The sequence below is a fragment of the Roseovarius sp. YIN77 genome (assembly GCF_057219155.1).
The window spans coordinates 28376-49210 of record NZ_JBXVVI010000014.1 but is presented as its reverse complement, the minus strand read 5'-3'; the positions used below and the strand labels follow the sequence as shown (position 1 = coordinate 49210).

The 20835-nt window shown below is 54.8% G+C and carries 21 protein-coding genes; 13 read left to right on the top strand and 8 right to left on the bottom strand.

The window, feature by feature from the left end; all coding sequences use genetic code 11:
- Position 1: 1 nt before the first annotated feature.
- From AC2D8P_RS12375 to mgtE, 4 genes are all read right to left on the bottom strand, one after another.
- Entirely contained in the window at positions 2 to 1780 is a 1779-nt protein-coding gene (locus AC2D8P_RS12375) for an SLC13 family permease (RefSeq protein WP_484703068.1), read from the bottom strand.
- A gap of 211 nt (positions 1781 to 1991) precedes the next feature.
- Positions 1992 to 2810 (bottom strand): TIGR00282 family metallophosphoesterase, encoded by an 819-nt coding sequence (locus AC2D8P_RS12370; protein WP_484703067.1) that lies wholly within the window; start codon positions 2808 to 2810, stop codon positions 1992 to 1994.
- An 84-nt stretch (positions 2811 to 2894) separates the two neighbouring features.
- Positions 2895 to 3467 (bottom strand): 5-formyltetrahydrofolate cyclo-ligase, encoded by a 573-nt coding sequence (locus tag AC2D8P_RS12365; protein ID WP_484703065.1) that lies wholly within the window; start codon positions 3465 to 3467, stop codon positions 2895 to 2897.
- Positions 3467 to 4852, bottom strand: a complete 1386-nt coding sequence (gene mgtE / locus AC2D8P_RS12360) for a magnesium transporter (RefSeq protein ID WP_484703064.1) — start codon at positions 4850 to 4852, stop codon at positions 3467 to 3469. Before mgtE ends, AC2D8P_RS12365 begins: the two co-directional genes overlap by 1 nt.
- A 147-nt stretch (positions 4853 to 4999) precedes the next feature.
- Here mgtE and guaD point away from each other — a divergent pair, with 147 nt between their 5' ends.
- The 3 genes from guaD to AC2D8P_RS12345 all read left to right on the top strand — a co-directional run bounded on the left by guaD (position 5000) and on the right by AC2D8P_RS12345 (position 7927).
- Positions 5000 to 6295, top strand: coding sequence for a guanine deaminase (gene guaD / locus AC2D8P_RS12355; protein ID WP_484703063.1), 1296 nt, complete (start codon positions 5000 to 5002; stop codon positions 6293 to 6295).
- Positions 6296 to 6378: 83 nt separating this feature from the next.
- The gene (locus tag AC2D8P_RS12350) at positions 6379 to 6975 is read left to right on the top strand and encodes a LysE/ArgO family amino acid transporter (RefSeq protein WP_484703062.1); all 597 of its coding nucleotides are present in this window, start codon (positions 6379 to 6381) and stop codon (positions 6973 to 6975) included.
- Between the two features lie 37 nt (positions 6976 to 7012).
- On the top strand, positions 7013 to 7927 hold the full coding sequence (locus tag AC2D8P_RS12345; protein ID WP_484703061.1) for a DMT family transporter: 915 nt from the start codon (positions 7013 to 7015) through the stop codon (positions 7925 to 7927).
- 27 nt (positions 7928 to 7954) lie between these two features.
- Here AC2D8P_RS12345 and zapE read toward each other — a convergent pair whose 3' ends face one another.
- Positions 7955 to 9055: a cell division protein ZapE gene (gene zapE, locus AC2D8P_RS12340; protein WP_484703060.1), complete on the bottom strand. Its 1101-nt coding sequence runs from the start codon at positions 9053 to 9055 to the stop codon at positions 7955 to 7957.
- A gap of 93 nt (positions 9056 to 9148) precedes the next feature.
- On the opposite strand from zapE, the gene AC2D8P_RS12335 reads away from it, so the two are divergent.
- Positions 9149 to 10390: an MFS transporter gene (locus tag AC2D8P_RS12335; protein ID WP_484703058.1), complete on the top strand. Its 1242-nt coding sequence runs from the start codon at positions 9149 to 9151 to the stop codon at positions 10388 to 10390.
- Here AC2D8P_RS12335 and AC2D8P_RS12330 read toward each other — a convergent pair.
- Together AC2D8P_RS12330 and AC2D8P_RS12325 are read right to left on the bottom strand one after the other, a co-directional pair.
- Positions 10387 to 10734 carry a DUF2794 domain-containing protein gene (locus AC2D8P_RS12330; RefSeq protein WP_484703057.1) on the bottom strand — a complete coding sequence of 116 codons (348 nt, stop codon included), beginning with the start codon at positions 10732 to 10734 and terminating at the stop codon, positions 10387 to 10389. The genes AC2D8P_RS12335 and AC2D8P_RS12330 overlap by 4 nt on opposite strands.
- A 241-nt stretch (positions 10735 to 10975) precedes the next feature.
- Entirely contained in the window at positions 10976 to 11239 is a 264-nt protein-coding gene (locus AC2D8P_RS12325; protein WP_484703055.1) for an I78 family peptidase inhibitor, read from the bottom strand.
- Positions 11240 to 11380: 141 nt separating this feature from the next.
- On the opposite strand from AC2D8P_RS12325, the gene AC2D8P_RS12320 reads away from it, so the two are divergent.
- Complete coding sequence (locus AC2D8P_RS12320) at positions 11381 to 12493, top strand: S-(hydroxymethyl)glutathione dehydrogenase/class III alcohol dehydrogenase (protein ID WP_484703054.1); 1113 nt, start codon at positions 11381 to 11383, stop codon at positions 12491 to 12493.
- 66 nt (positions 12494 to 12559) lie between these two features.
- Here the strand turns inward: AC2D8P_RS12320 and AC2D8P_RS12315 are convergent, their stop codons facing one another.
- On the bottom strand, positions 12560 to 13177 hold the full coding sequence (locus tag AC2D8P_RS12315; RefSeq protein ID WP_484703052.1) for a TetR/AcrR family transcriptional regulator: 618 nt from the start codon (positions 13175 to 13177) through the stop codon (positions 12560 to 12562).
- A 153-nt stretch (positions 13178 to 13330) separates the two neighbouring features.
- On the opposite strand from AC2D8P_RS12315, the gene mbfA reads away from it, so the two are divergent.
- The 8 genes from mbfA to AC2D8P_RS12275 all read left to right on the top strand — a co-directional run bounded on the left by mbfA (position 13331) and on the right by AC2D8P_RS12275 (position 20788).
- The gene (gene mbfA, locus AC2D8P_RS12310; protein ID WP_484703051.1) at positions 13331 to 14308 is read left to right on the top strand and encodes an iron exporter MbfA; all 978 of its coding nucleotides are present in this window, start codon (positions 13331 to 13333) and stop codon (positions 14306 to 14308) included.
- 137 nt (positions 14309 to 14445) lie between these two features.
- Positions 14446 to 15138 (top strand): nitroreductase family protein, encoded by a 693-nt coding sequence (locus AC2D8P_RS12305; RefSeq protein WP_484703050.1) that lies wholly within the window; start codon positions 14446 to 14448, stop codon positions 15136 to 15138.
- A 16-nt stretch (positions 15139 to 15154) separates the two neighbouring features.
- On the top strand, positions 15155 to 16279 hold the full coding sequence (locus AC2D8P_RS12300) for an NnrS family protein (protein ID WP_484703049.1): 1125 nt from the start codon (positions 15155 to 15157) through the stop codon (positions 16277 to 16279).
- A gap of 61 nt (positions 16280 to 16340) precedes the next feature.
- A complete protein-coding gene (gene fghA / locus AC2D8P_RS12295) occupies positions 16341 to 17174 on the top strand; it encodes an S-formylglutathione hydrolase (RefSeq protein WP_484703048.1) in 834 nt (277 codons plus the stop codon).
- A gap of 3 nt (positions 17175 to 17177) precedes the next feature.
- A complete protein-coding gene (gene sthA / locus AC2D8P_RS12290) occupies positions 17178 to 18614 on the top strand; it encodes a Si-specific NAD(P)(+) transhydrogenase (RefSeq protein ID WP_484703046.1) in 1437 nt (478 codons plus the stop codon).
- Complete coding sequence (locus tag AC2D8P_RS12285; RefSeq protein WP_484703045.1) at positions 18611 to 19069, top strand: YaiI/YqxD family protein; 459 nt, start codon at positions 18611 to 18613, stop codon at positions 19067 to 19069. The genes sthA and AC2D8P_RS12285 overlap by 4 nt, the downstream gene beginning before the upstream one ends.
- 84 nt (positions 19070 to 19153) lie before the next feature.
- On the top strand, positions 19154 to 20116 hold the full coding sequence (locus AC2D8P_RS12280; RefSeq protein ID WP_484703044.1) for a DMT family transporter: 963 nt from the start codon (positions 19154 to 19156) through the stop codon (positions 20114 to 20116).
- Positions 20117 to 20146: 30 nt separating this feature from the next.
- Positions 20147 to 20788: an HAD family hydrolase gene (locus tag AC2D8P_RS12275; RefSeq protein ID WP_484703043.1), complete on the top strand. Its 642-nt coding sequence runs from the start codon at positions 20147 to 20149 to the stop codon at positions 20786 to 20788.
- Positions 20789 to 20835 lie beyond the last annotated feature (47 nt).

Below are 20835 nucleotides of genomic sequence, written 5' to 3'. Positions count from 1 at the left end.
ACTACAAAGGCCAGAACACGGGGATCAGGGCAGAGGCCAAGAGGCCAACGCTCAAGTTCAGGGGAATGCCCACTTTCATGAAATCGGTGAACCGATAGCCGCCCGGGCCATAGACCATCATGTTGGTCTGATAGCTGATTGGCGTCGCAAATGTGGCGCTGGCGGCAAACATTACCGCAACCACTAGCGGGCGTGGATCGACGCCCAGTTGGATTGCCAAACCAATTGCTACCGGGGTCAACACCACCGCCACCGCATGATTGATCAATTCTGACAGAACCGAGGTCAGCAAATAGATTGCCCAAACTATGAAAAAGGGCGGAAGCCCTGCGATCTGCGGCGCGATATGTTCCACGATCAATTCAATCGCCCCCGATGTTTCCAGCGCCGTGGCCACAGCCAGCATGGCAAAGATCAGCGCCAGCAACCGGCCATCAACGAATGAAAATGCCTCATCCGAATCTATGCAGCGGGTCAGGAAAATCATCGCCATGGACAGAACAGCCAAAAGCAGGATTGGCGCAACGCCCATTGCCGCCAATACGACGATTCCCATTAGTGATGCGATGGCAATTGGGGCGTGACTGCGCCGATAAGGGCGTTCTGCCGGTTTCGAAACATCGACCATATCCATATCGGCGGCCAGCCGTTGAATATCTTCTTGCGCGCCCTCCAGCAAAAGCGTGTCGCCAACCCGCACGACCAGATCATCCAGTTTTCGTCCGATGTTCTGGTTTCGGCGATGCACCGCCAAAGGATACACACCATAACGGCGACGCAGTCGCAATGATCCCAATGAACGTCCAACCATTTTGCACCCGGGTGAGATGAGCGCCTCGACCGTTGTGGTTTGGATAGAGCTCAGTTTGTCCACCATCCGCAAGTCTTTGGATTGCTGAAGCCCCAGCAGCTCTGTCATCTGAGAACGTAACACCACGCGGTCGCCTGCTTCTAGCACCACGCCCTTCAAGTCGCGCCGCAATGACGCATCACCACGAAGGACGTCGATTAAACGCACGCCGCCTCGTTTAAAATGGTCGATATTAGTGACGTTTTGCCCGATCAGTTCGCTCTCTTCGGGGATAGCGACTTCAGTGAAAAACTTCATTGGCTTCTTGTCTGATAACATCGAGGCCATGCTGGAGCGGACCGGCAGCAATCGCGGTGCAATGAAATGCAGATAAATTCCCCCCCAGATCACCAGGAATATTGCCAGTGGAGTGATTTCAAAAATCGTGAATGGCTCCAAACCTCGTGCGCGGGCCACACCATCAACCAACAGGTTGGTTGACGTACCAATCAGGGTAAGGGTTCCGCCAAGGATCGCCGCGTAGCTTAGTGGGATCAACAATTTACTAGCAGGTATATCTAGCCGCCGGGCCAATTGAACGAAAACCGGGATCATGACCACCACAACAGGTGTGTTGTTCATAATGGCAGAGGCCAGCATGACAAACGCCAGCAATGCGGCAATGGCGACGCCGGGTCGGGCATCGGCTTGTGATTCAGCTAACTTGGTAAATTTTTCCAGCGCACCGGTGCGCACCAGTGCCCCCATGACGATGAACATCGCTGCGATGGTCCAGGGAGCCGGGTTGGACAATACATGTAAGGCGTCCTCGTAAGGCAACAACCCTGTGATCATCATTGCCGCAGACCCGGCAATGGCCACGACCTCTGCCGGGTAGGCTTCTTTCATGAAGAGGGCAAACATCACCGCAACAATGGACAAGGCTAGGATCGCCTCACCTGTGGGGGATAGAAAACTTAGGTCGATCATCTGCACCTGCCCGTAATCTGTGTTGCGTCTATCATTGCCAAACCTCCGACAGGTGACAAGCGTCACTTTCGATGGATGCTGAAACAGAACGCCAGCGCGGAGGCTGGGTTGTTAACAATTTCGCCAATTCCGTTCTGCCACCGCCGCAGGGCTGTCGGAATACCGACGTAATACTGACAAGGGTTTTGGCGTTAACGATTGGCTGGCGGGGTCAATCCAGCGGGGTGGATTGTTCCAACCGACCCCCCACCCGGATCATCCTGACCGACGTGGCTTTGCCGGTCCGGTCATCGGTTTCGACGAAGAGGCCCGACAGCGTTGCCTCACCCTCTGCCGGGGTGAACCGGCCCTTGGGCATCCCGGTGATGAAACGGCGCAAGGGTTCGGCCTTGTCCATGCCAATGACCGAATCGTAGTCGCCGCACATTCCAGCATCTGCTTGAAATGCCGTGCCTTTTGGCAGAATCTGCGCATCGGCCGTCGGGATATGCGTATGCGCCCCAACCACCACGCTGGCCCGGCCATCGCACCAATGACCCATGCCCATTTTCTCTGACGTGGCTTCGCAGTGAATCTCAACCAGGCTGGCCTGAACCTGTCCGCCCAACGGAAATTTCTTCAGCTCTGCATCGATGGCAGAGAAGGGATCATCATAGGGGCGCTTCATGAAAACCTGTCCCAGAACCTGGGCCACCAAAATCCGCCGCCCACGCCCGGCATCATAGATCCGCGCCCCCCGGCCCGGCGCGTCTTTGGCAAAATTCAGAGGGCGGATAACCCGTTGTTCCTGATCAATAAAACTTAGCATATCGCGCTGATCGAAGGCGTGATCGCCCAGGGTCAGAACATCGACGCCGTTGTCCAGCAAGGCTTTGGCGTGCGCCCCGGATAGCCCCGCGCCAGAGGTTGCGTTTTCGCCGTTCACCACCACGAAATCCAACCGCCAATCCTGCCGCAGGGTTGGCAGCCGTTCGATCACCGCATTCCGACCGGTCCGGCCAACGATATCACCAAGAAAAAGAAGTCTCATATCCCCTCGCTAGGCCAGCCGGACGGGCAGGGCAACCGGTTTTCGCTCACGCCCCCACGGTAATTCGTCAACACTAATGGGCAATCATGTCCGAAGATCGATGACTTCGGCCTCGGTCACAATCATGTCCAGCTGCTGATCAGTGGGTTCCAGAGGCAGCATGTCGGCCTCTTGCGCGGCAAAGGCAAAACCAATCGCCAAGGTAGGGCGGATGGCGCGCAGCCCTTCGAGGGAACGGTCGTAAAAACCTCCGCCATAGCCCAACCGACCGCCAGCGCGGGTAAAGGCCACCAAGGGCACAATCAGAACTTCGGGGTCCAGATACATCCCTTCCGCAGGCACACGCGCACCAAAGGGACCATCGACCATTTCACAGTCCGGTGTCCATCTGCTGAATTTCAGCGGATGTCCTGCGGCCTCGATCACCGGGACGGTCACGAAACCTGTTTGAGACATTTTCACCATGGCCGACCGCGGGTTGATTTCTGTTCGGATCGGCATGTAACCGGCAACGGTTTTACCCGAATGTGGTTCTAGAACTTCCAACAGGCGGGCCGCGCCAATTCCGGTATCGCCATGATCAAAGGCAATTTTACGCCTGGCAAAGGCGGCTTTGCGTGCTGCGGCTTTTTGTGCCTCTAATTCTGATTGATCCATTATAGCAATACCCAAGCCGCGAGCCCCAGAAAGGCGAAAAACCCAACAATATCAGTGACGGTGGTGACAAAAGCACCAGAGGCCAACGCCGGATCAATCCCCATTTTTTCAAGGGAAACCGGGATCAAGATGCCCGCAAGCCCCGCGATCACCAGATTGATCACCATGGCCACTGCGATCACAACACCCAATACAGGACTGTCAAACCAGAGCATTCCGACCACCCCCATTACGACCGCAAATACCAAGCCATTTAACAGGCCAACTATCGCTTCCCGCCTGACGACGCGCAATGTGTTGGACCCGGTCAGGTCACGCGTGGCCAATGCCCGTACAGCGACGGTCAGAGATTGGGTTCCGGCATTGCCGCCCATGGAGGCGACAATCGGCATCAACACCGCAAGCGCAACGAATCCCGCGATTGTCGATTCAAACTGGGCGATCACGGCAGAGGCCAAAATGGCGGTGATAAGGTTCACGAAAAGCCACGGAAATCGCTGCTTGGCCGTTTCCAGAACCGTATCCGACAGGCTGCTTTCCTCGCCCACACCGGCCAGACGCAAGATGTCCTCTTCATGGGCTTCGTCCAACACGGCCATCGCGTCATCAATGGTGATCACGCCGACCAGCCGATCATCCTCATCCACGACCGGGGCAGAGATCAGGTGATATTGGTTGAAGGCATAAGCCACGTCTTCTTCGGGCTGGGTGACACGGATTGGGCGAAAGCTGTCTTCGGTGATGTCGACCAGTTTGGTGGCACGCGAACGGGCCAGAATATGGCCCAGCGTGACATAGCCCGTTGGCTTCATCCGTGGGTCGGTGAGAATGACGTGATAAAACTCTTCAGGCAAATCGTCCTGTGCGCGCATATAATCGATGGCTTCGCCAACGGTCCAGTGTTCGGGGGCAAAGACCACCTCGCGCTGCATCAAACGACCAGCAGATTCTTCGGGGTAGGACAGCGATTGCTGGACTGCGGCGCGGTCCGCACTTTCCAGAGCGTCAAGAATTTGCGTTTGCTGTTCTTCTTCAAGATCTTCGACCAGATCGACGACGTCATCGGAATCCAGATCGCGAACGGCCTCGCTCAGCAGCTCATTTGGAAGGCACTCGATCACCTCTTCACGCAGAGATTCGTCGAGTTCTGACAGAACCTCCCCGTCGATCAGCCGTTCTGCCAGCAAGATGATCTCTCGCCGTTCATCGCTGTCGACCTGTTCCAGAAGGTCAGCAATATCGGCGGCGTGCAGGGGTTCGAACAGGGTTTCGAGTTTTTGGCGGTCTTGTGCCTCTACCGCGTCCAGGACCGAAGGGATCAGGGTATCGTCAAGCCAGTAATCTTCATCTTCGCGTTCTTCCGCTTCGATGAACTCTTCGACCATGCCTGTCCCCTTGAATTGGCTTGTAATCTGCGCCCGCCTTGCGCGGTTTGTCGCGACTTTAGACAAAAGACCTTCAAAGAAACAGGCATAATCCGGTGATTTACGCAGATTTCATGACCCGGTATTCTGGGCGACGGAGGACAGCACATGTCGACAAAATCTTTGCTACTGGGTCAGGTCCTGCGTTTCGCAAGTGATCCGTTTCATACACCGATTGAAGAGGCCGCCGTATGGGAGCGCCGGGGCGCCATTTTGGTCGAAGGCCAACATATTGCCGCTGTCGGTACGGCGGACGTGTTGCGCGCGGCATATCCAGACGCCCAAGTGACCGATTATGGCGATTGCCTGATCAGTGCCGGGTTCATTGATGCGCATGTGCATTATCCCCAGACCGGCATGATCGCCAGTTGGGGCAAGCGGCTGATTGATTGGTTAAACACCTATACCTTCCCCGAGGAGATGCAGTTTGGCGACAAGGCGTTCGCCGATGATGTGGCTGCCCGCCATCTGGATCTGACGCTGTCAAACGGGACAACCACCGTTGCCAGTTATTGCACGATTCACCCCGAGAGCGTTGATGCCTATTTCGAGGCCGCAATCGCGCGCGGGCAACGGGTGATTGCTGGCAAGACCTGCATGGATCGCAACGCCCCGGAGGGGCTGCGTGACACCGCGCAAACCGGCTATGATGACAGCAAACGCTTGCTGGAAAAATGGCACGGGCAGGGGCGGATCGATTATGCGATCACCCCAAGGTTTTCGCCAACCTCCACACCTGAACAGCTAGAGGCGATGGGTGCTCTGTGGGCGGAACACCCCGATTGTCTGATGCAGACCCACCTGTCCGAACAAACGGATGAGGTCGAATGGGTGCAGGGACTGTTCCCCGCCTCGCGTGACTATTTGGATACCTACGAACAGTTTGGCCTGCTGGGGGCAGGGGGGCTTTATGGCCATGCGATTTATTTGACGGATCGCGAACGGGCCCGACTGAAAGAAGTGGATGCCAGCCTGATTCACTGTCCGACCTCTAACACGTTTATCGGATCTGGCCTGTTTGACATGCCGGGGTTGATGGCAGAGGGCCAGCGGATTGGCCTGGCGACAGACACAGGTGGCGGGTCGAGCTTTTCGATGTTGCGCACCATGGCGGCAGCCTATGAAATCGGCCAGTTGAAAGGCACGCCCTTGCACCCTGCGCAGCTTTATTGGCTGGCCACGGTGGGGTCGGCGCGATCCTTGCGGCTGGATGACAAGATCGGCAATGTGTTTGTTGGGGCAGAGGCCGACCTGGTGGTTCTTGATCTGAAATCAACGGATGCGATCCGACAACGGGCCGAGCGTGCCAAGACAGAATGGGAGCTTTTGTTCCCGACCATCATGATGGGCGATGACAGGGCCACGCGGGCGGTGTGGGTGAATGGAGTTCCGCTGAAAGCGTGATGGTCTGTGTCGGAACAGTAGGTTGAAGCTATCCGAGTGGTCAGATATCACCCCTCTGTTGTGAACAGGATGTCTGGTCGTTAATGTCAACTTTCTTAAGTGGACTGTTTCTGGGATTAAGCCTGATCCTTGCGATCGGGTCGCAGAACGCCTTTGTCTTGCAGCAGGGATTGCGACGGCAGCATGTCTTTGCCGTTTGTATGGCCTGCGCATTATCGGACGCTATTCTCGTCGTGGTAGGGGTTACGTCCTTTGCCTGGGTGGCAGAGCAACTGCCCATAATTGCCCCGGCCCTGCGTTATGGTGGGGCCTTGTTTTTGACGGCCTATGGTGTGCGTAGCGCGATCTCTGCTTTGCGGGGCGGTCAGAGCATACAGGCAGAAGGCGCCAAATCCATCGGATTGATACCGACCTTGGGCATTTGTCTGGCCCTGACCTGGCTGAACCCGCATGTCTATCTGGATACTGTGGTTTTGCTAGGATCCGTTTCGGCACAATACGACAATGTGGCGCTTTTCGGTTTTGGAGCCGTGTCTGCGTCATTCGTGTTTTTCTTTTCGCTGGGATATGGCGCACGTTTGTTAACCCCGATTTTTGCCCGACCACAGGCATGGCGGGTTTTGGACGCATTGATTGCGGTTGTTATGTGGTTGATCGCCCTTAAATTGATTTTCCATTGACCCTTGCCAAGCCGGGCCAACTGCATTCAATGGCTGCATGACAAATTCAGGCATCTCAAATGGCAGCCGCCCCATGTTGGGGGTGTTTTGGATGGTGGTTACTGGCCTGAATTTTGTCGCTGTGACAGCGGTGGTGAAACATGTTGGGCAGGGCATTCCCGCTGCGCAATCCGCGTTTTTGCGATACGTATTGGGGCTGATCTTTGTCTTGCCGATGTTACGACCGATGCTGGCGTTTGTTCCTACGGCGGGCCAGATGGGGTTGTTTTGGTTGCGTGGGGCAATTCACAGTTTGGGCGTGATTTGCTGGTTCTATGCGATGACCAAGATCACCATAGCCGAGGTGACGGCCATGAATTATCTGTCGCCGGTCTATGTCTCTCTTGGCGCGGTTTTGTTTTTGGGCGAACGGTTCGCGTGGCGCCGGATCGCGGCGGTCATTGTAGCCCTCATTGGGGCGTTGATCATATTGCGTCCCGGATTTCGAGAGCTGTCTACCGGGCATCTTACCATGCTGGTCACCGCGTTGGCCTTTGCCGGGGGATACCTGATCGCGAAAAAGCTGTCGGATGACTTTTCAGCCGCGGTGATCGTTGGCTGGATGTCCATCACAGTGACCATCGGGCTTGCCCCCTTTGCCTATGCGGTGTGGGTGCCCGTTGATTTGGTGCAGTGTTTTTGGCTGTTCATGGTTGCTGCCTTTGCCACGGCCGGACACTACACCATGATCCTTGCCTTCAGGGCGGCACCGGTGACAGTCACCCAACCGGTGGCGTTTTTACAATTGGTTTGGGCAACGTTGCTGGGCACATTGGTGTTTAAGGAACCCGTGGATAACTGGGTTATGTTGGGCGGGGCGATTATCGTGGCGGCGATCAGTTTTATCAGTTGGCGCGAAGCCAAGGTCAGGCGCAAATCCATCACGCCGCCGCATGTTGCGACCAAGGTTTAGCCCCTTGTGTTTTGGGCTGTAACGAGCCTATTTGCCCCAATCGGCATCCTGCATCTCACGCAGGCGGCTGGCGGTGCGGTCAAATTCAAAACTTCCTTCGCCTTCGATATACAGCATTTCTGGCTGGGCGGCTGCCGTGCAGATCAACCGAACACGCGCCTCGTAGAGAGCATCGATCAATGTCACAAATCGCTTTGCTTCGTTGAAGTTTGACCGCCCGAGTTGCGGAATTTCCCGAAGCACCAGAACACGGACCGCATCAGCAATGGCCAGATAATCCTGCGGGCCAAGCATTCGCCCGCACAGGTCATAAAACTTTGCCCGGGCGACACCGTTGCAATATTCGGGGAGAGTGACCTCTCTTTTCTGAATATGCAGCGTCAGGGGTTCTGGTGTGCCATCACAAAGGTTGCGCCAAATGCGCCGGACTTCTGCCCGGGTTTCAGCGTTGATTGGAGAGAAGTAAACCTGCCCTCCGGCCAAGCGGCCCTGTCGGTAATCTGTCGGGCTGACCAGTTCGTGAACCACCAGGTTCTGTTTCAGGATATCGATAAATGGTAGGAACAACTGCCGGTTCAGGCCGTCCTTATACAGATCATCAGGAACGCGGTTGGATGTTGTAATGACGATAACGCCTGCATCAAAAAGGGCCTCAAACAGGCGCCCGACAATCATCGCGTCGGTGATATCGGTGATCTGCATTTCATCAAATGCGAGTACCCGGGTTTCACTGACAATCGCGCTGACCACCGGGGCAAGGGCGTCCTCGACCCCTTGTTGCCGTGCCTTATGCATGCCTGCGTGAATTTCTTGCATGAACGCGTGGAAGTGGACCCGTCTCTTTTCAGGGATATTCAGATGCTCGACAAAGAAATCCATCAGCATGGATTTCCCGCGGCCCACCCCGCCCCACAGATACAGGCCCTGCGGGACATCCTGTGGTTTATGAAAAAGCCCGCCCAGAATACCGCGCTTTTTGGCCTTGATGGTTTCCAGATGATTGCGGATATTTTCCAGTATGGGCAAAACAAGTTCTTGCGCCGGGTCCGCGGAGATATCCCCAGCCGACACTTTCTGTGCATAGATATCCGGTAAAGTCGCGCCCATACCTGCCCCAGTTTTTTTCATTCATAACCTTCCTTGATGATGTGATCCACAAGGAATGAATTGACCATGGCCGCTTTCGGATAGACGTTGCCCGAAATTGTAGGGACATCATTGATGGATTCGCGCGCACCCTTGTTTACGCCCGTGCTGATTGCGGGCTGCATCATTATCATGGTGGGCTTTGCCATTCGGGCATCGTTTGGGGTGTTTCAAATTCCGATTGCCGAAGAATTTGGGTGGCTCAGATCAGAGTTTTCCATGGCGATTGCGATTCAAAACCTGTTCTGGGGGATAGGGCAGCCGATATTTGGGGCGCTGGCGGAAAAATTCGGAGACCGGCGGGCGATTATCGCTGGCGCGATTTGTTATTCGATCGGCCTGATCCTGTCATCCTTTGCTGTCACGCCCGAAGCCATGCAGTGGCTGGAGATTATCGTCGGCTTTGGCATTGCAGGAACAGGTTTCGGCGTGATTTTGGCGGTGGTTGGACGTGCGGCCTCTGATGAAAATCGCTCCATCGCGATGGGCATTGCGACGGCAGCGGGATCTGCCGGGCAGGTGATCGGCCCCCCCTTCGCGGAGTTTTTACTGGGCTTTGTCCCGTGGCAAACCGTGTTCCTGATCTTTGCCGGAGCAATTCTGCTGGTGTTGTTTACGCTTCCAATGTTGCGCGCGCCCGAAGCGGCCAGCAAGGCAGAGCTGGAAGAGAGTATGGGACAGATTCTGCGAAAGGCGTTTCGCGATCCATCCTATACGATGATTTTCCTGGGGTTCTTTGCCTGCGGATATCAACTGTCATTCACCACCGCGCATTTCCCGGCCTTCGTGACAGAGCTGTGCGGACCCATTGCACCCGGGGGTGTTCTGCATTCCATCGGGATTACCACCACGTCGGCTTTGGGGGCGGTAGCATTGTCGATCATCGGTCTGGCAAATATTGCCGGGACCATTTTCGCGGGATGGTTGGGGGCGCGATATTCGAAGAAATATCTGCTGGCTGCGATCTATACCGGCCGAACCATCATCGGTGCGACATTCATTCTGATGCCGATCACGCCCACCTCTGTCATCATCTTTTCAATCGCGATGGGATCTTTGTGGTTGGCGACGGTTCCACTGACATCGGGGTTGGTCGCGCATATCTATGGGTTGCGTTATATGGGTACGCTCTACGGGATCGTGTTTTTCAGCCACCAACTGGGCAGCTTCTTGGGCGTGTGGTTGGGTGGCCGGATGTATGACTCTTATGGAAACTACACTTTTGTTTGGTGGGTCGGTGTCGCAGTAGGGGCGTTTTCGGCGATCGTACATTTGCCGATACGGGAAAAGCCGCTGGCGGCAGCAAAGGTGGCCTAGTCGACCGCGCGGATCAGTTTTCGTTCCAGATCGCGTAATACGATTTTTAACTCTGCACCACGCTTCAGGATCTGTCCATTCAAGCCACGCAGGGCATAAAGCTGTTGCTTGGCGCGTAGCTTTGGCCGCTTTTCGATACAATAGAGTGGGCTTTCGGCGGTGCGCTGAAACACGGCAAACACAGCAATTTCCCTTAGACAGGATATTCCGTAGTCCCGCCATTCACCTGCGGCGACCATACGGCCATACAAAGACATGATTTCACCCAGTTCACGCCGATCAAAACTGACCTGTTCCGGTACCCGGCGATGGTGGGGGAAGGGCGTTACAGACTGGTATGTCATATAGAAAGAGTGGCCCCTAAGATGTATAAAATCAATCCCCGCCCTGATTTTGCCCAGAAATGACCTGCAAAAGTCCCACAGTGGCACGCAGATTCGCCCGGTTTCTCCTTCAAAAACAGCTTTAGCGAGCAATCGCTTCTCCGGCGTTGCGGTGTTCATTGCCCCCACCCAGCCCGCATCGCCGGAGCAGATATTACGCAACACCCTCGGCCAACCAGCCGGGGGTGTTGTCCTGTCTAGGTTAGCCGCAATACACTTTTTCGATGGCGCCGTTTTTTCCGATGAGGATATTCAGGCGATCAGGCCTGTGATCCATCGTTACTGCACTGTCCCAACTGAAAATGCGATGGGGGTCGTTGAATGTGTAGGTTTCGAGTACTGATGGATCTTGGCCAACGAGAACCTGAAAGTCATTTGCCCCACATGAATCGGGTTCCGGTTGGGAATTAGCAGCGGATGATGCGTCGGTTTCCTGGCATGCGGATGCTATGACCAGAAACAACATTGCGGCTCGTCTCATTCCTTTGGGTCCTTTCGCAAATAATTCTCCCCCGAAACTGCAGTGTGCATTCCGACTTTCGGTTGAAACAAGCGTAGGTTTCGCGCATGGTGAGTGCAACGAAAAATCAAATTTGGGGGGACGTTGATGCGTACTCGTGCTGCTGTTGCGCTTGAAGCTGGCAAACCGCTGGAAGTTATGGAAGTGAACCTGGAAGGCCCGAAAGAGGGTGAGGTTCTGGTAGAAATCAAAGCCACCGGGATATGCCATACCGATGAATTCACGTTGTCCGGTGCGGACCCAGAGGGGTTGTTCCCGGCCATTTTGGGGCATGAAGGTGCTGGTGTGGTTTTGGAAGTGGGTCCGGGTGTAAAGAGCCTGAAGCCAGGGGATCATGTCATCCCGCTTTACACCCCGGAATGTCGGGAATGTGATTACTGTCTACACCCTAAAACCAACCTGTGTCAGGCGATCCGATCAACACAAGGTCAGGGGCTTATGCCCGACGGAACCAGCCGGTTTTCGATGTTGGATGGCACGCCGATCCTGCATTACATGGGCTGTTCGACATTTTCCAATCACACGGTCTTGCCCGAAATTGCACTTGCCAAAGTGCGCAATGACGCGCCTTTTGACAAAATCTGTTACATCGGTTGCGGCGTGACCACAGGTATCGGCGCAGTGATCAACACTGCTAAGGTAGAGCAAGGTTCTGTCGGCATTGTCTTTGGCTTGGGCGGTATTGGTCTGAATGTTATTCAAGGCCTGCGCATGGCAGGTGCGACCATGATTGTTGGTGTTGATCTGAACGACGACAAGGCGACCATGGCCAAGCAGTTTGGCATGACCCATTTCGTCAATCCGTCCAAGGTTGATGGCGATATTGTTGGCCATTTGGTGGAACTGACCGGCGGTGGCGGCGATTATACATTTGACGCAACGGGCAATGTTGGCGTGATGCGGGCTGCATTAGAATCTGCGCATAAAGGATGGGGTGAATCGATCATCATCGGTGTGGCGCCGGCTGGGGCAGAAATTTCGACCCGACCCTTCCAACTGGTCACCGGGCGCAGCTGGCGCGGCACGGCCTTTGGCGGTGCGCGCGGGCGGACCGATGTGCCAAAGATCGTGGATTGGTACATGGACGGAAAAATCGAGATCGATCCGATGATCACCCACACGCTGAGCCTGGAAGATATCAACAAAGGCTTTGACCTGATGCATGCAGGCGAAAGCATTCGGTCCGTGGTCGTTTATTGATCTAACCTGGATATCAGACAAGATCGCCGGGCATTGCCCGGCGTTTTTGTTGAGACTGTTTGATACTTATACCCCGTAGCGCGCCATAAACAGATCAACCGCACCGTCGGCCACACGGGCAATCTGTGCTTCGCTGGCGGCACCTTGCACCTTGAAACTGACGCGTAGCCAGAGGTCGGTTCGGCACAGGCCGATGAGTTGTTCTGCGGCAAGGTCAATGTCTTCGATCCGCAGCTCGCCGCGTTCAACCCCCAAACTCAGCAGGCGTCTCACCCGTTCGTGCCCCAAGGCGGGGCCTGTTCGATAAAACTCTCGGGCAAATTGGGGAAACCTTTCAGCCTCTCCGATTGCGAGTTGGTGGATGTTTTGTGCAAAGGGGGAAACCAGAAACCGGATCAACAAATCCACACTCTGCCGCAAGATAACTTGAATCGGACGGTCAGATTGTTCCAGATCCAAGGCAGAATCGGCCAATGCGCGGCACTGGACAGCGCACACTTCTAAAAACAGCAGGCGTTTATCTGGGAAATACTTGTACAGCGTTGCCTTGGACACCTGCGCATTGCGGGCAATATCGTCGACGCTTGCACCTTCAAAACCGTCACGCAGAAAAATATCTCGTGCGCCTGCCACCACCTGATCAAACTTTCGGCCCTTGTAGATCAGGATATTGTCCTCTGCCATTTGCGCTCCTTTCCCCACTGGTGAATATAAACTGTTGAGTTCAGTTTTCGCAAAGGAAATTCGTCACTTTAGGGGGCAAGGCTGATTGTGAATATCGACTTGTGTCGAAGCGGTATTCGATTAAGTTAGAATCATTCTAATAAGAGACATGTTATGATCCCAGGAATTAGCAATCGCCGCCGCTTTTCAGAGTTGAGTGAGCAGGAAATCATTGCCCTTGCGATATCATCTGAGGAGGATGACGCGCGTATCTACCGGACTTATGCCGAAAAGCTACGCGCGGACTTTCCGGCCTCTGCAGCTGTGTTTGATGGCATGGCTGTTGAGGAAGACGAACACCATCGGCAGCTCATTGAGCTTCACAAGCGTAGATTTGGGACCGTTATTCCGCTTATCCGCCGTGAGCATGTTTCGGGCTTTTATGCCCGTCGCCCGATATGGTTGGTGGAAAATCTGGGATTGGAACGGATGCGGGATGAGGCGGCGCGCATGGAACATGACGCGCATACCTTTTACACGAAGGCCGCGCAGGTGACGCAGGATGCGGATACCCGGCAACTGTTGACTGATTTGGCCGCCGCTGAGGCACATCATGAACATTCCGCGAATGTGTTGGAAGAAACCCATTTGGATGACGAAAGCCGTTCAGACGAAGATCGCGCGGCACATCGCCAGTTTGTTCTGACTTGGGTGCAGCCGGGGCTTGCTGGCCTGATGGATGGGTCGGTGTCGACGCTGGCGCCAATTTTTGCCGTTGCATTTGCGACGGGCGACACTTGGACAACCTTTTTGGTTGGTCTGGCGGCGTCTGTGGGGGCTGGGATATCCATGGGCTTTACTGAGGCCGCTTCTGACGATGGGGAACTGTCGGGCCGTGGTTCACCGGTAAAGCGTGGCTTTGCATCGGGAGTAATGACCACGTTGGGCGGCCTGGGGCATGCACTGCCTTACCTGATCACGGATTTTTGGACGGCGACCACGATCGCGATCATTGTTGTGTTTATTGAACTTTGGGCAATCGTCTGGATTCAAAACCGGTTTATGCAAACACCATTCATGCGGGCGACATTTCAGGTCGTATTGGGTGGAGCACTGGTTTTTGCGGCCGGGGTGCTGATTGGCGGCGGATGACGCGCTGTAGTTGGCGTCGACAATCATTTCAAAGTGCACGCATCCATGCTAAGCGCGTGTGGTGTAGTGAAATATCGATAGATATCGTCGTCGCGGACTTGATGTCGAGCATCACGCGGCGGGCCAACGGGAGTAGCATGTTTAGCAAAGAAAACATTCGGTATGAACCAATCCCCCTGCCGGATCGTGCAGGGATGAGTGACGATGAAATGCGCGAAGCGGCGCACCGGTTTCTGACCCTCATGCAAAAAAGGCACACGGTCAGGGACTATTCCGAGCGTCCGGTTGAGCTGCAGGTCATCTCGGATTGTATCGCCACAGCTGGCACGGCCCCGTCGGGCGCGAACCACCAGCCTTGGCATTTCGTTGCAATTTCCGACCCGGAAATGAAAGCGAAAATACGTTTGGCCGCCGAGCAGGAGGAAGAGAACTTTTATGATGGCGGGGCAGGAGCGGAATGGCTGAAGGCGCTGGAACCCATCGGAACCGGTGTCGATAAACCGCATTTGGAAAGGGCGCCGTGGTTGATCGTGGTGTTTGCGCAGCGTTGGGGGATGTCCAAAGATGGCGAGCGGTACAAGAACTATTACGTGCCAGAAAGCGTCGGTATCGCGACGGGGTTTCTGTTGGCCGCGCTGCATAATGCCGGGCTGGTCAGCCTTACGCACACACCCAACCCGATGAAATTTCTGAATGAACTGTGTGGCCGACCTGACGGCGAAAAACCTGTGATGATCATTGCAGTCGGGCATCCCGAGGAGGATGCGACAATTCCCGCAGTGGCAAAGATGAAAAAACCGTTGGATGAAATCTTAACACTGTGCCGCTGACCGAGGTTCATTTCCCATGATGTTGACAGGTGCCTATCGGCTGTTTTTTCCGGCTGCCGCCCTTTTTGCCGGTCTGGCTGTGCCTATGTGGCTTCTGATCCTAGGCGGGGTACAGATAGCTCTGCCGCAGGATCCATTGGGTTGGCACATACATGAGATGCTGTTTGGCTATTTGGGCGCTGCGCTGGCCGGGTTTCTGCTGACCGCAATCCCAAATTGGACCAAGCGTTCACCGCTGGTTGGGCTGCCGCTGTTGATATTGTTTGGCCTATGGCTGATGGGACGAATTGCCCTGTTCTCCCTGACAGACACAATGATAGTCGCGATTGGAGCACTGCTGTTTCCGGTCTGTTTGGCGTCGGTGGCCACACGTGAAATCTGGCTAGGAGGCAATCGTCGCAATCTGCCTGTGGCGGGGCTCGTCTGGTTGTTCGCAGTGGCTGACGGGCTGTATTTGTTAAGCGACCCGATGCTTGGCATGCGGATGGGATTTGGTTTGGCGCTGATCATGATTGTGGTGATTGGTGGGCGTGTCACACCTGCCTTTTCCCGTAACTGGTTAAAGGCGCAAGGCAGGTCGGAGGAGGTTGCCGCCTTTGGTTTGATCGACAAGCTTGCGCTCGTCACCACAATCCTTTGTGTGATATTTTGGATCTTGTTTGAGGCGACGCCCGTGGTTGGGCTGCTCGCCGTTGTCGCAGCGGTCGCACATGTATTGCGCCTGATCGGTTGGCGCGGGCATCTGGTGCGCGGTGAGGCGTTGCTTGTGGCGCTGCATCTGGCCTATGCGTGGGTGCCGATTGCCCTGATATGTCTGGGCCTGTCGGCGCTGACGGATGTGGTGACACAGGCGCAGGTGTTTCATGCGGTGGGGGCGGGGGCGATCGCCTCTATGACCTTGATCGTGATGATGCGCGCGTTGTTGGGCCATAACAACCTGCCACTGGTTGCAAACCGGATGGACCAGATCATGATTGCCGCCCTGCATCTTGCCGCAATCATCAGAATTGCCGCGCCAATATATCCCGGATCAGACGCTTTATTGCACATTGCTGGTCTGTTCTGGGTGCTTGGGTATCTGTTGTTCCTGTTGCGATATTTGCCGATTGCTTTGCAGCCGCGCCACGAAACGTCGCATTAGGGGTGGCAGAGCGGCATCTTGCTGATAGGACTGAGAACAAGAATTGCGAACGGAGGCCGAGATGGAAACGAAATCAGAAAACCGATGCTTTGGCGGTGTTCAAGGGGTCTATTCCCACAAATCTGAGGCCTGCGGCTGCGATATGACGTTTGGCCTGTTCGTGCCAGAGGACGCCAAGGACGGACCTGTCCCGGTGCTCTGGTATCTGTCCGGGCTGACCTGCACCCATGAAAACGCCATGACCAAAGCAGGGGCGCAGGCCTGGGCCGCGGATGAAGGGATCGCGCTGTTGTTTCCAGACACCTCCCCACGGGGCGACGGTATTGCCGATGATGAGGCCTATGATCTGGGTATGGGGGCCGGGTTTTATGTAAACGCCACTCAATCCCCCTGGGCCCCGAACTACAACATGTGGGATTACGTGGCGGAGGAATTGCCCGCTCTGGTCTTTGAACATTTTGCGCTGGATCCGGAAAACCAGGGAATTGCCGGCCATTCAATGGGCGGACACGGGGCGTTGACGCTGGCGATGAACTTGCCCGGACGGTATCGATCGGTTTCAGCCTTTTCGCCCATTTCAAATCCGACGCAATCGGACTGGGGCCGTAAGCAGCTGTCTGCATATCTTGGTACGGATGAAGATAATTGGGCAAAACATGACGCGTCACTATTGATGCGGGACAAGGGATTTGATGGCCCGGTTCTGATTGACCAAGGGGCAGATGACCAGTTTTTTGATCTGTTGAAACCAGCAGCATTGGCCGAAGCCATCGCTGCTCGCGGGCAAGATGCCATCTGCCGAATGCACAAAGGCTATGACCACAGCTATTTCTTTGTATCGAGTTTCATGGAGGATCACATCGCCTTCCATGCGGACGCACTATATGCGGAGTGAGACATGAACCATTATGATTTGATCGTCATTGGCAGTGGTCCGGCCGGACGTTCCGCTGCCATTCAAGCCGGAAAGCTGAAGCGGCGGGTGTTGGTGATTGACCGTAAAGACCGCTTGGGCGGCGTGTCGGTTCACACCGGTACAATCCCGTCAAAAACGCTTCGCGAAACTGTGCTGAACCTTTCTGGTTGGCGCGAGCGGAGCTTTTATGGCCGCTCTTATCGGGTGAAGGACGAGATACACGCGGATGATTTAAAGATGCGACTGCACAAAACCTTGGACTACGAGGTTGACGTGCTGGAGCATCAGTTCAACCGAAATCATGTGGAAACATTGATGGGCGCCGCGCATTTCGTGGATAAGAATGAGGTTGAGGTGGAAACCGAGGCCGGTGAGACCGTGCGAATGAGTGCCGACAAATTCCTGATCTCGACGGGAACCAAAACCTATCGCCCGGCATCCGTTCCATTCAATGGCAAATCGATTGTTGATGGCGATGAGTTCCTGGAAATGGCACGTATCCCACGTTCGTTGGTGGTTGTGGGTGCCGGGGTGATCGGGGTTGAGTATGCCACCATGTTTTCTGCGCTTGATGTCAGGGTGACCCTGATCGAACCGCGGCCAACATTTTTGGATTTCATCGACAGAACGCTTATCAGCGAGTTCACCCATCAGATCAGAGAAAACGGCGTCGATCTGAGATTGGGGTCTGAAATTGAAAACGTGGAAGATGCGGCCGAACATGTTGAAGTGAGCCTTGCCAACGGGCGACACGTGCGCGCAGAAATGCTGTTATTCGCTGCCGGGCGGATGGGGGCGACATCAAAACTGAACCTCGATGCTGTCGGGTTAAAGACGGATCATCGCGGGCGTCTGAGCGTTGATCGCAAAACCTACCAAACCGAGGTGCCCCATATTTATGCCGCCGGCGATGTTATCGGCCACCCGAGCTTGGCATCGACGTCCTTGCAGCAAGGGCGCATTGCGGCCTGTCACGCGCTTGAGACGCCGACATTGCCCGAAAGCCCCTGGTTTCCCTATGGCATCTATTCGGTGCCGGAAATGTCGACCTGCGGCATGTCCGAAGAGGAAGCCCAGGAACTGGACATTCCTTATGAAATTGGCGTCGCCCGTTTCCGCGAAACATCACGAGGCCACATTATGGGGCTTGAGCATGGCATGTTGAAGATGCTTGTCAGCCTGAAAACACGGCGCCTGCTGGGTGTGCAGATCGTGGGTGAAGGGGCCACCGAATTGATCCATATTGCGCAGGCGGTGCTAAACCTGAAAGGGACGGTGGACTACTTCGTTGAAAATACCTTCAACTATCCGACTTTGGCGGAGGCCTACAAAATCGCGGGGCTTGATGCGTTTAATCGGATGCCGATCCCAGAAGAATACAAAGTTCCCAAGCAGACCGCGAAGAAAGCGAAAGCGTGAGTGCCATATATGTGGATGCAGACGCCTGCCCGGTAAAATCTGAGGCAGAACGTGTTGCCACACGCCATCGGTTGAAGCTTTACATCGTCTCAAACGGCGGTATCCGGCCATCGCAAAACCCACTGGTGGAAACGGTCGTTGTACCAGACGGACCCGATATTGCTGACATGTGGATCGCCGATCGTGCGACAGCGGGAGATGTGGTTGTGACCAGTGACATACCATTGGCCGCGAAATGTGTGGCCGCCGGGGCGCGCGTTTTGCGTCACAATGGTGATGCACTGACAAAAGCCAATATCGGCAATCAACTGGCAACCCGTGATCTGATGGCAGACTTGCGCGCCGCAGATCCGTTTCGACAGGGTGGCGGGCGACCCTTTTCCAAAGCGGACAGATCAAGGTTTCTGGATGCTTTGGAGCGCGAAATTCGCGGTGCTGCGCGCGATTTGACCTAATCGAAATTCGCCTAAAACGTCACCTTTGCTGTCGTCTGGGGAACAGACGGCATCTCGCCACAATGATCTGAAGTGAGCATGGCCATGAAAACTTTTCAACGCCAAGCGGGTCTGGGGGCCATTTCGGCCCTGATCGCTGTGCTATGCTTTTCCGTCAACGACGTTGCGATCAAGTTTCTTAGCGGCGATTACGCCCTGCATCAGATCACTTTGATCCGATCCGTGATCGGGATTTCTGTTCTGCTGGCGGTCATTGTGCCGCTGGAGGGAGGGTTTCAGATTCTGCGCACCCGCCGGCTGCCCGTTCATTTGCTGCGTGGGCTGTGCGTAGTCTTTGCAAACATGACGTTTTTCACCGGCTTGTCGGTCCTGCCCTTGGCTGATGCGGTTGCCGTATTTTATATCAGTCCACTGATCATCACGTCACTTTCGGTTCTGTTTTTGGGTGAGAAAGTAGGTCTGTTTCGATGGGGCGCAGTCTTTATCGGGATGCTGGGTGTGTTGATCATGTTGAGGCCGAGCATTGATGGCATCCAGGTTGCCCTGCTGTTTCCGATCGCAGCGGCATTTGGATACGCGTTGTTGCACATTTTGACCCGCAAAATCGGCATGACCGAAAGCGCCTCTACGATGGCGTTTTATATCCAACTGACATTCATCTTTGTCAGCGGGGCAATTGGTATGGGATTGGGGGATGGCGCCTATTCCGGCCGGGGAGGAGACGTCTTTGAATTCGTCCTTCGAGGTTGGGTCTGGCCTGCTTATATGGACTATCCGATCTTGATTTTAATCGGCGTAACCAGTGCCGCGGGCGGATATTGTATTTCACAGGCATATCGACTGTCAGAGGCCAGTTTGATTGCCCCAATCGAATACGTGGCCATGCCAATAGCAATATTTTTCGGTTTGGTCGTATTTGGGGAATGGCCTGATTTGATCGCTTGGATCGGGACAGTATTGATCATTGGTGGTGGTTTGCTGGTTGTGTGGAGAGAGAGTCGCGACAGTTCAAACCCGGCACTGGCACATCCAAAAACACGGCGCTAGGGTGCAGCGAACAACAGGCGAGGATTGCGTATGCCCGGGATAAAAGCAGTCATTTTTGATATTGGGAACGTCCTGATCGAGTGGCAGCCAGAGCGATATTATGACGCTACTATTGGTCGCGCACGCCGAGAGGCGATGTTTGCAGACGTTGACTTGCACGGCATGAATGATCGCGTGGATCGGGGAGAAAACTTTCGCGACGTGATCTACGCCACGGCGGACCAATATCCGGAATGGCGAAATGAAATCAGGATGTGGCATGACAATTGGATCAAGTTGGCAGAACCAGCAATCGATCATTCCGTTGTTTTACTGCGCAGATTACGTGACAAAGGGATCCCGGTATTCGCGCTGACAAATTTCGGGATCGAAAGCTTTGACTATGCGGCGACTCAATACCCGTTTCTGAACGAATTTGATCGGCGCTATATTTCCGGCCACATGAAGGTGATAAAGCCCGATCCGATGATCTATCAAATGGTCGAGGTAGATTGTGGCCTTGCGCCCGACGAACTGCTTTTCACAGATGATCGGATGGACAACATTGAAATGGCACAAAGCCGACAGTGGCAAACACATTTGTTTGATGGATCGGACGGGTGGGCGAAACGATTGGTTGATGAGGGTTTGTTGACGATTGCCGAGGCAGGGACACAGACATGCATATCATGAACTTGACTGAAGTTGTTGCGGTCCCTGACGCCGTCGCTTCAATGAAC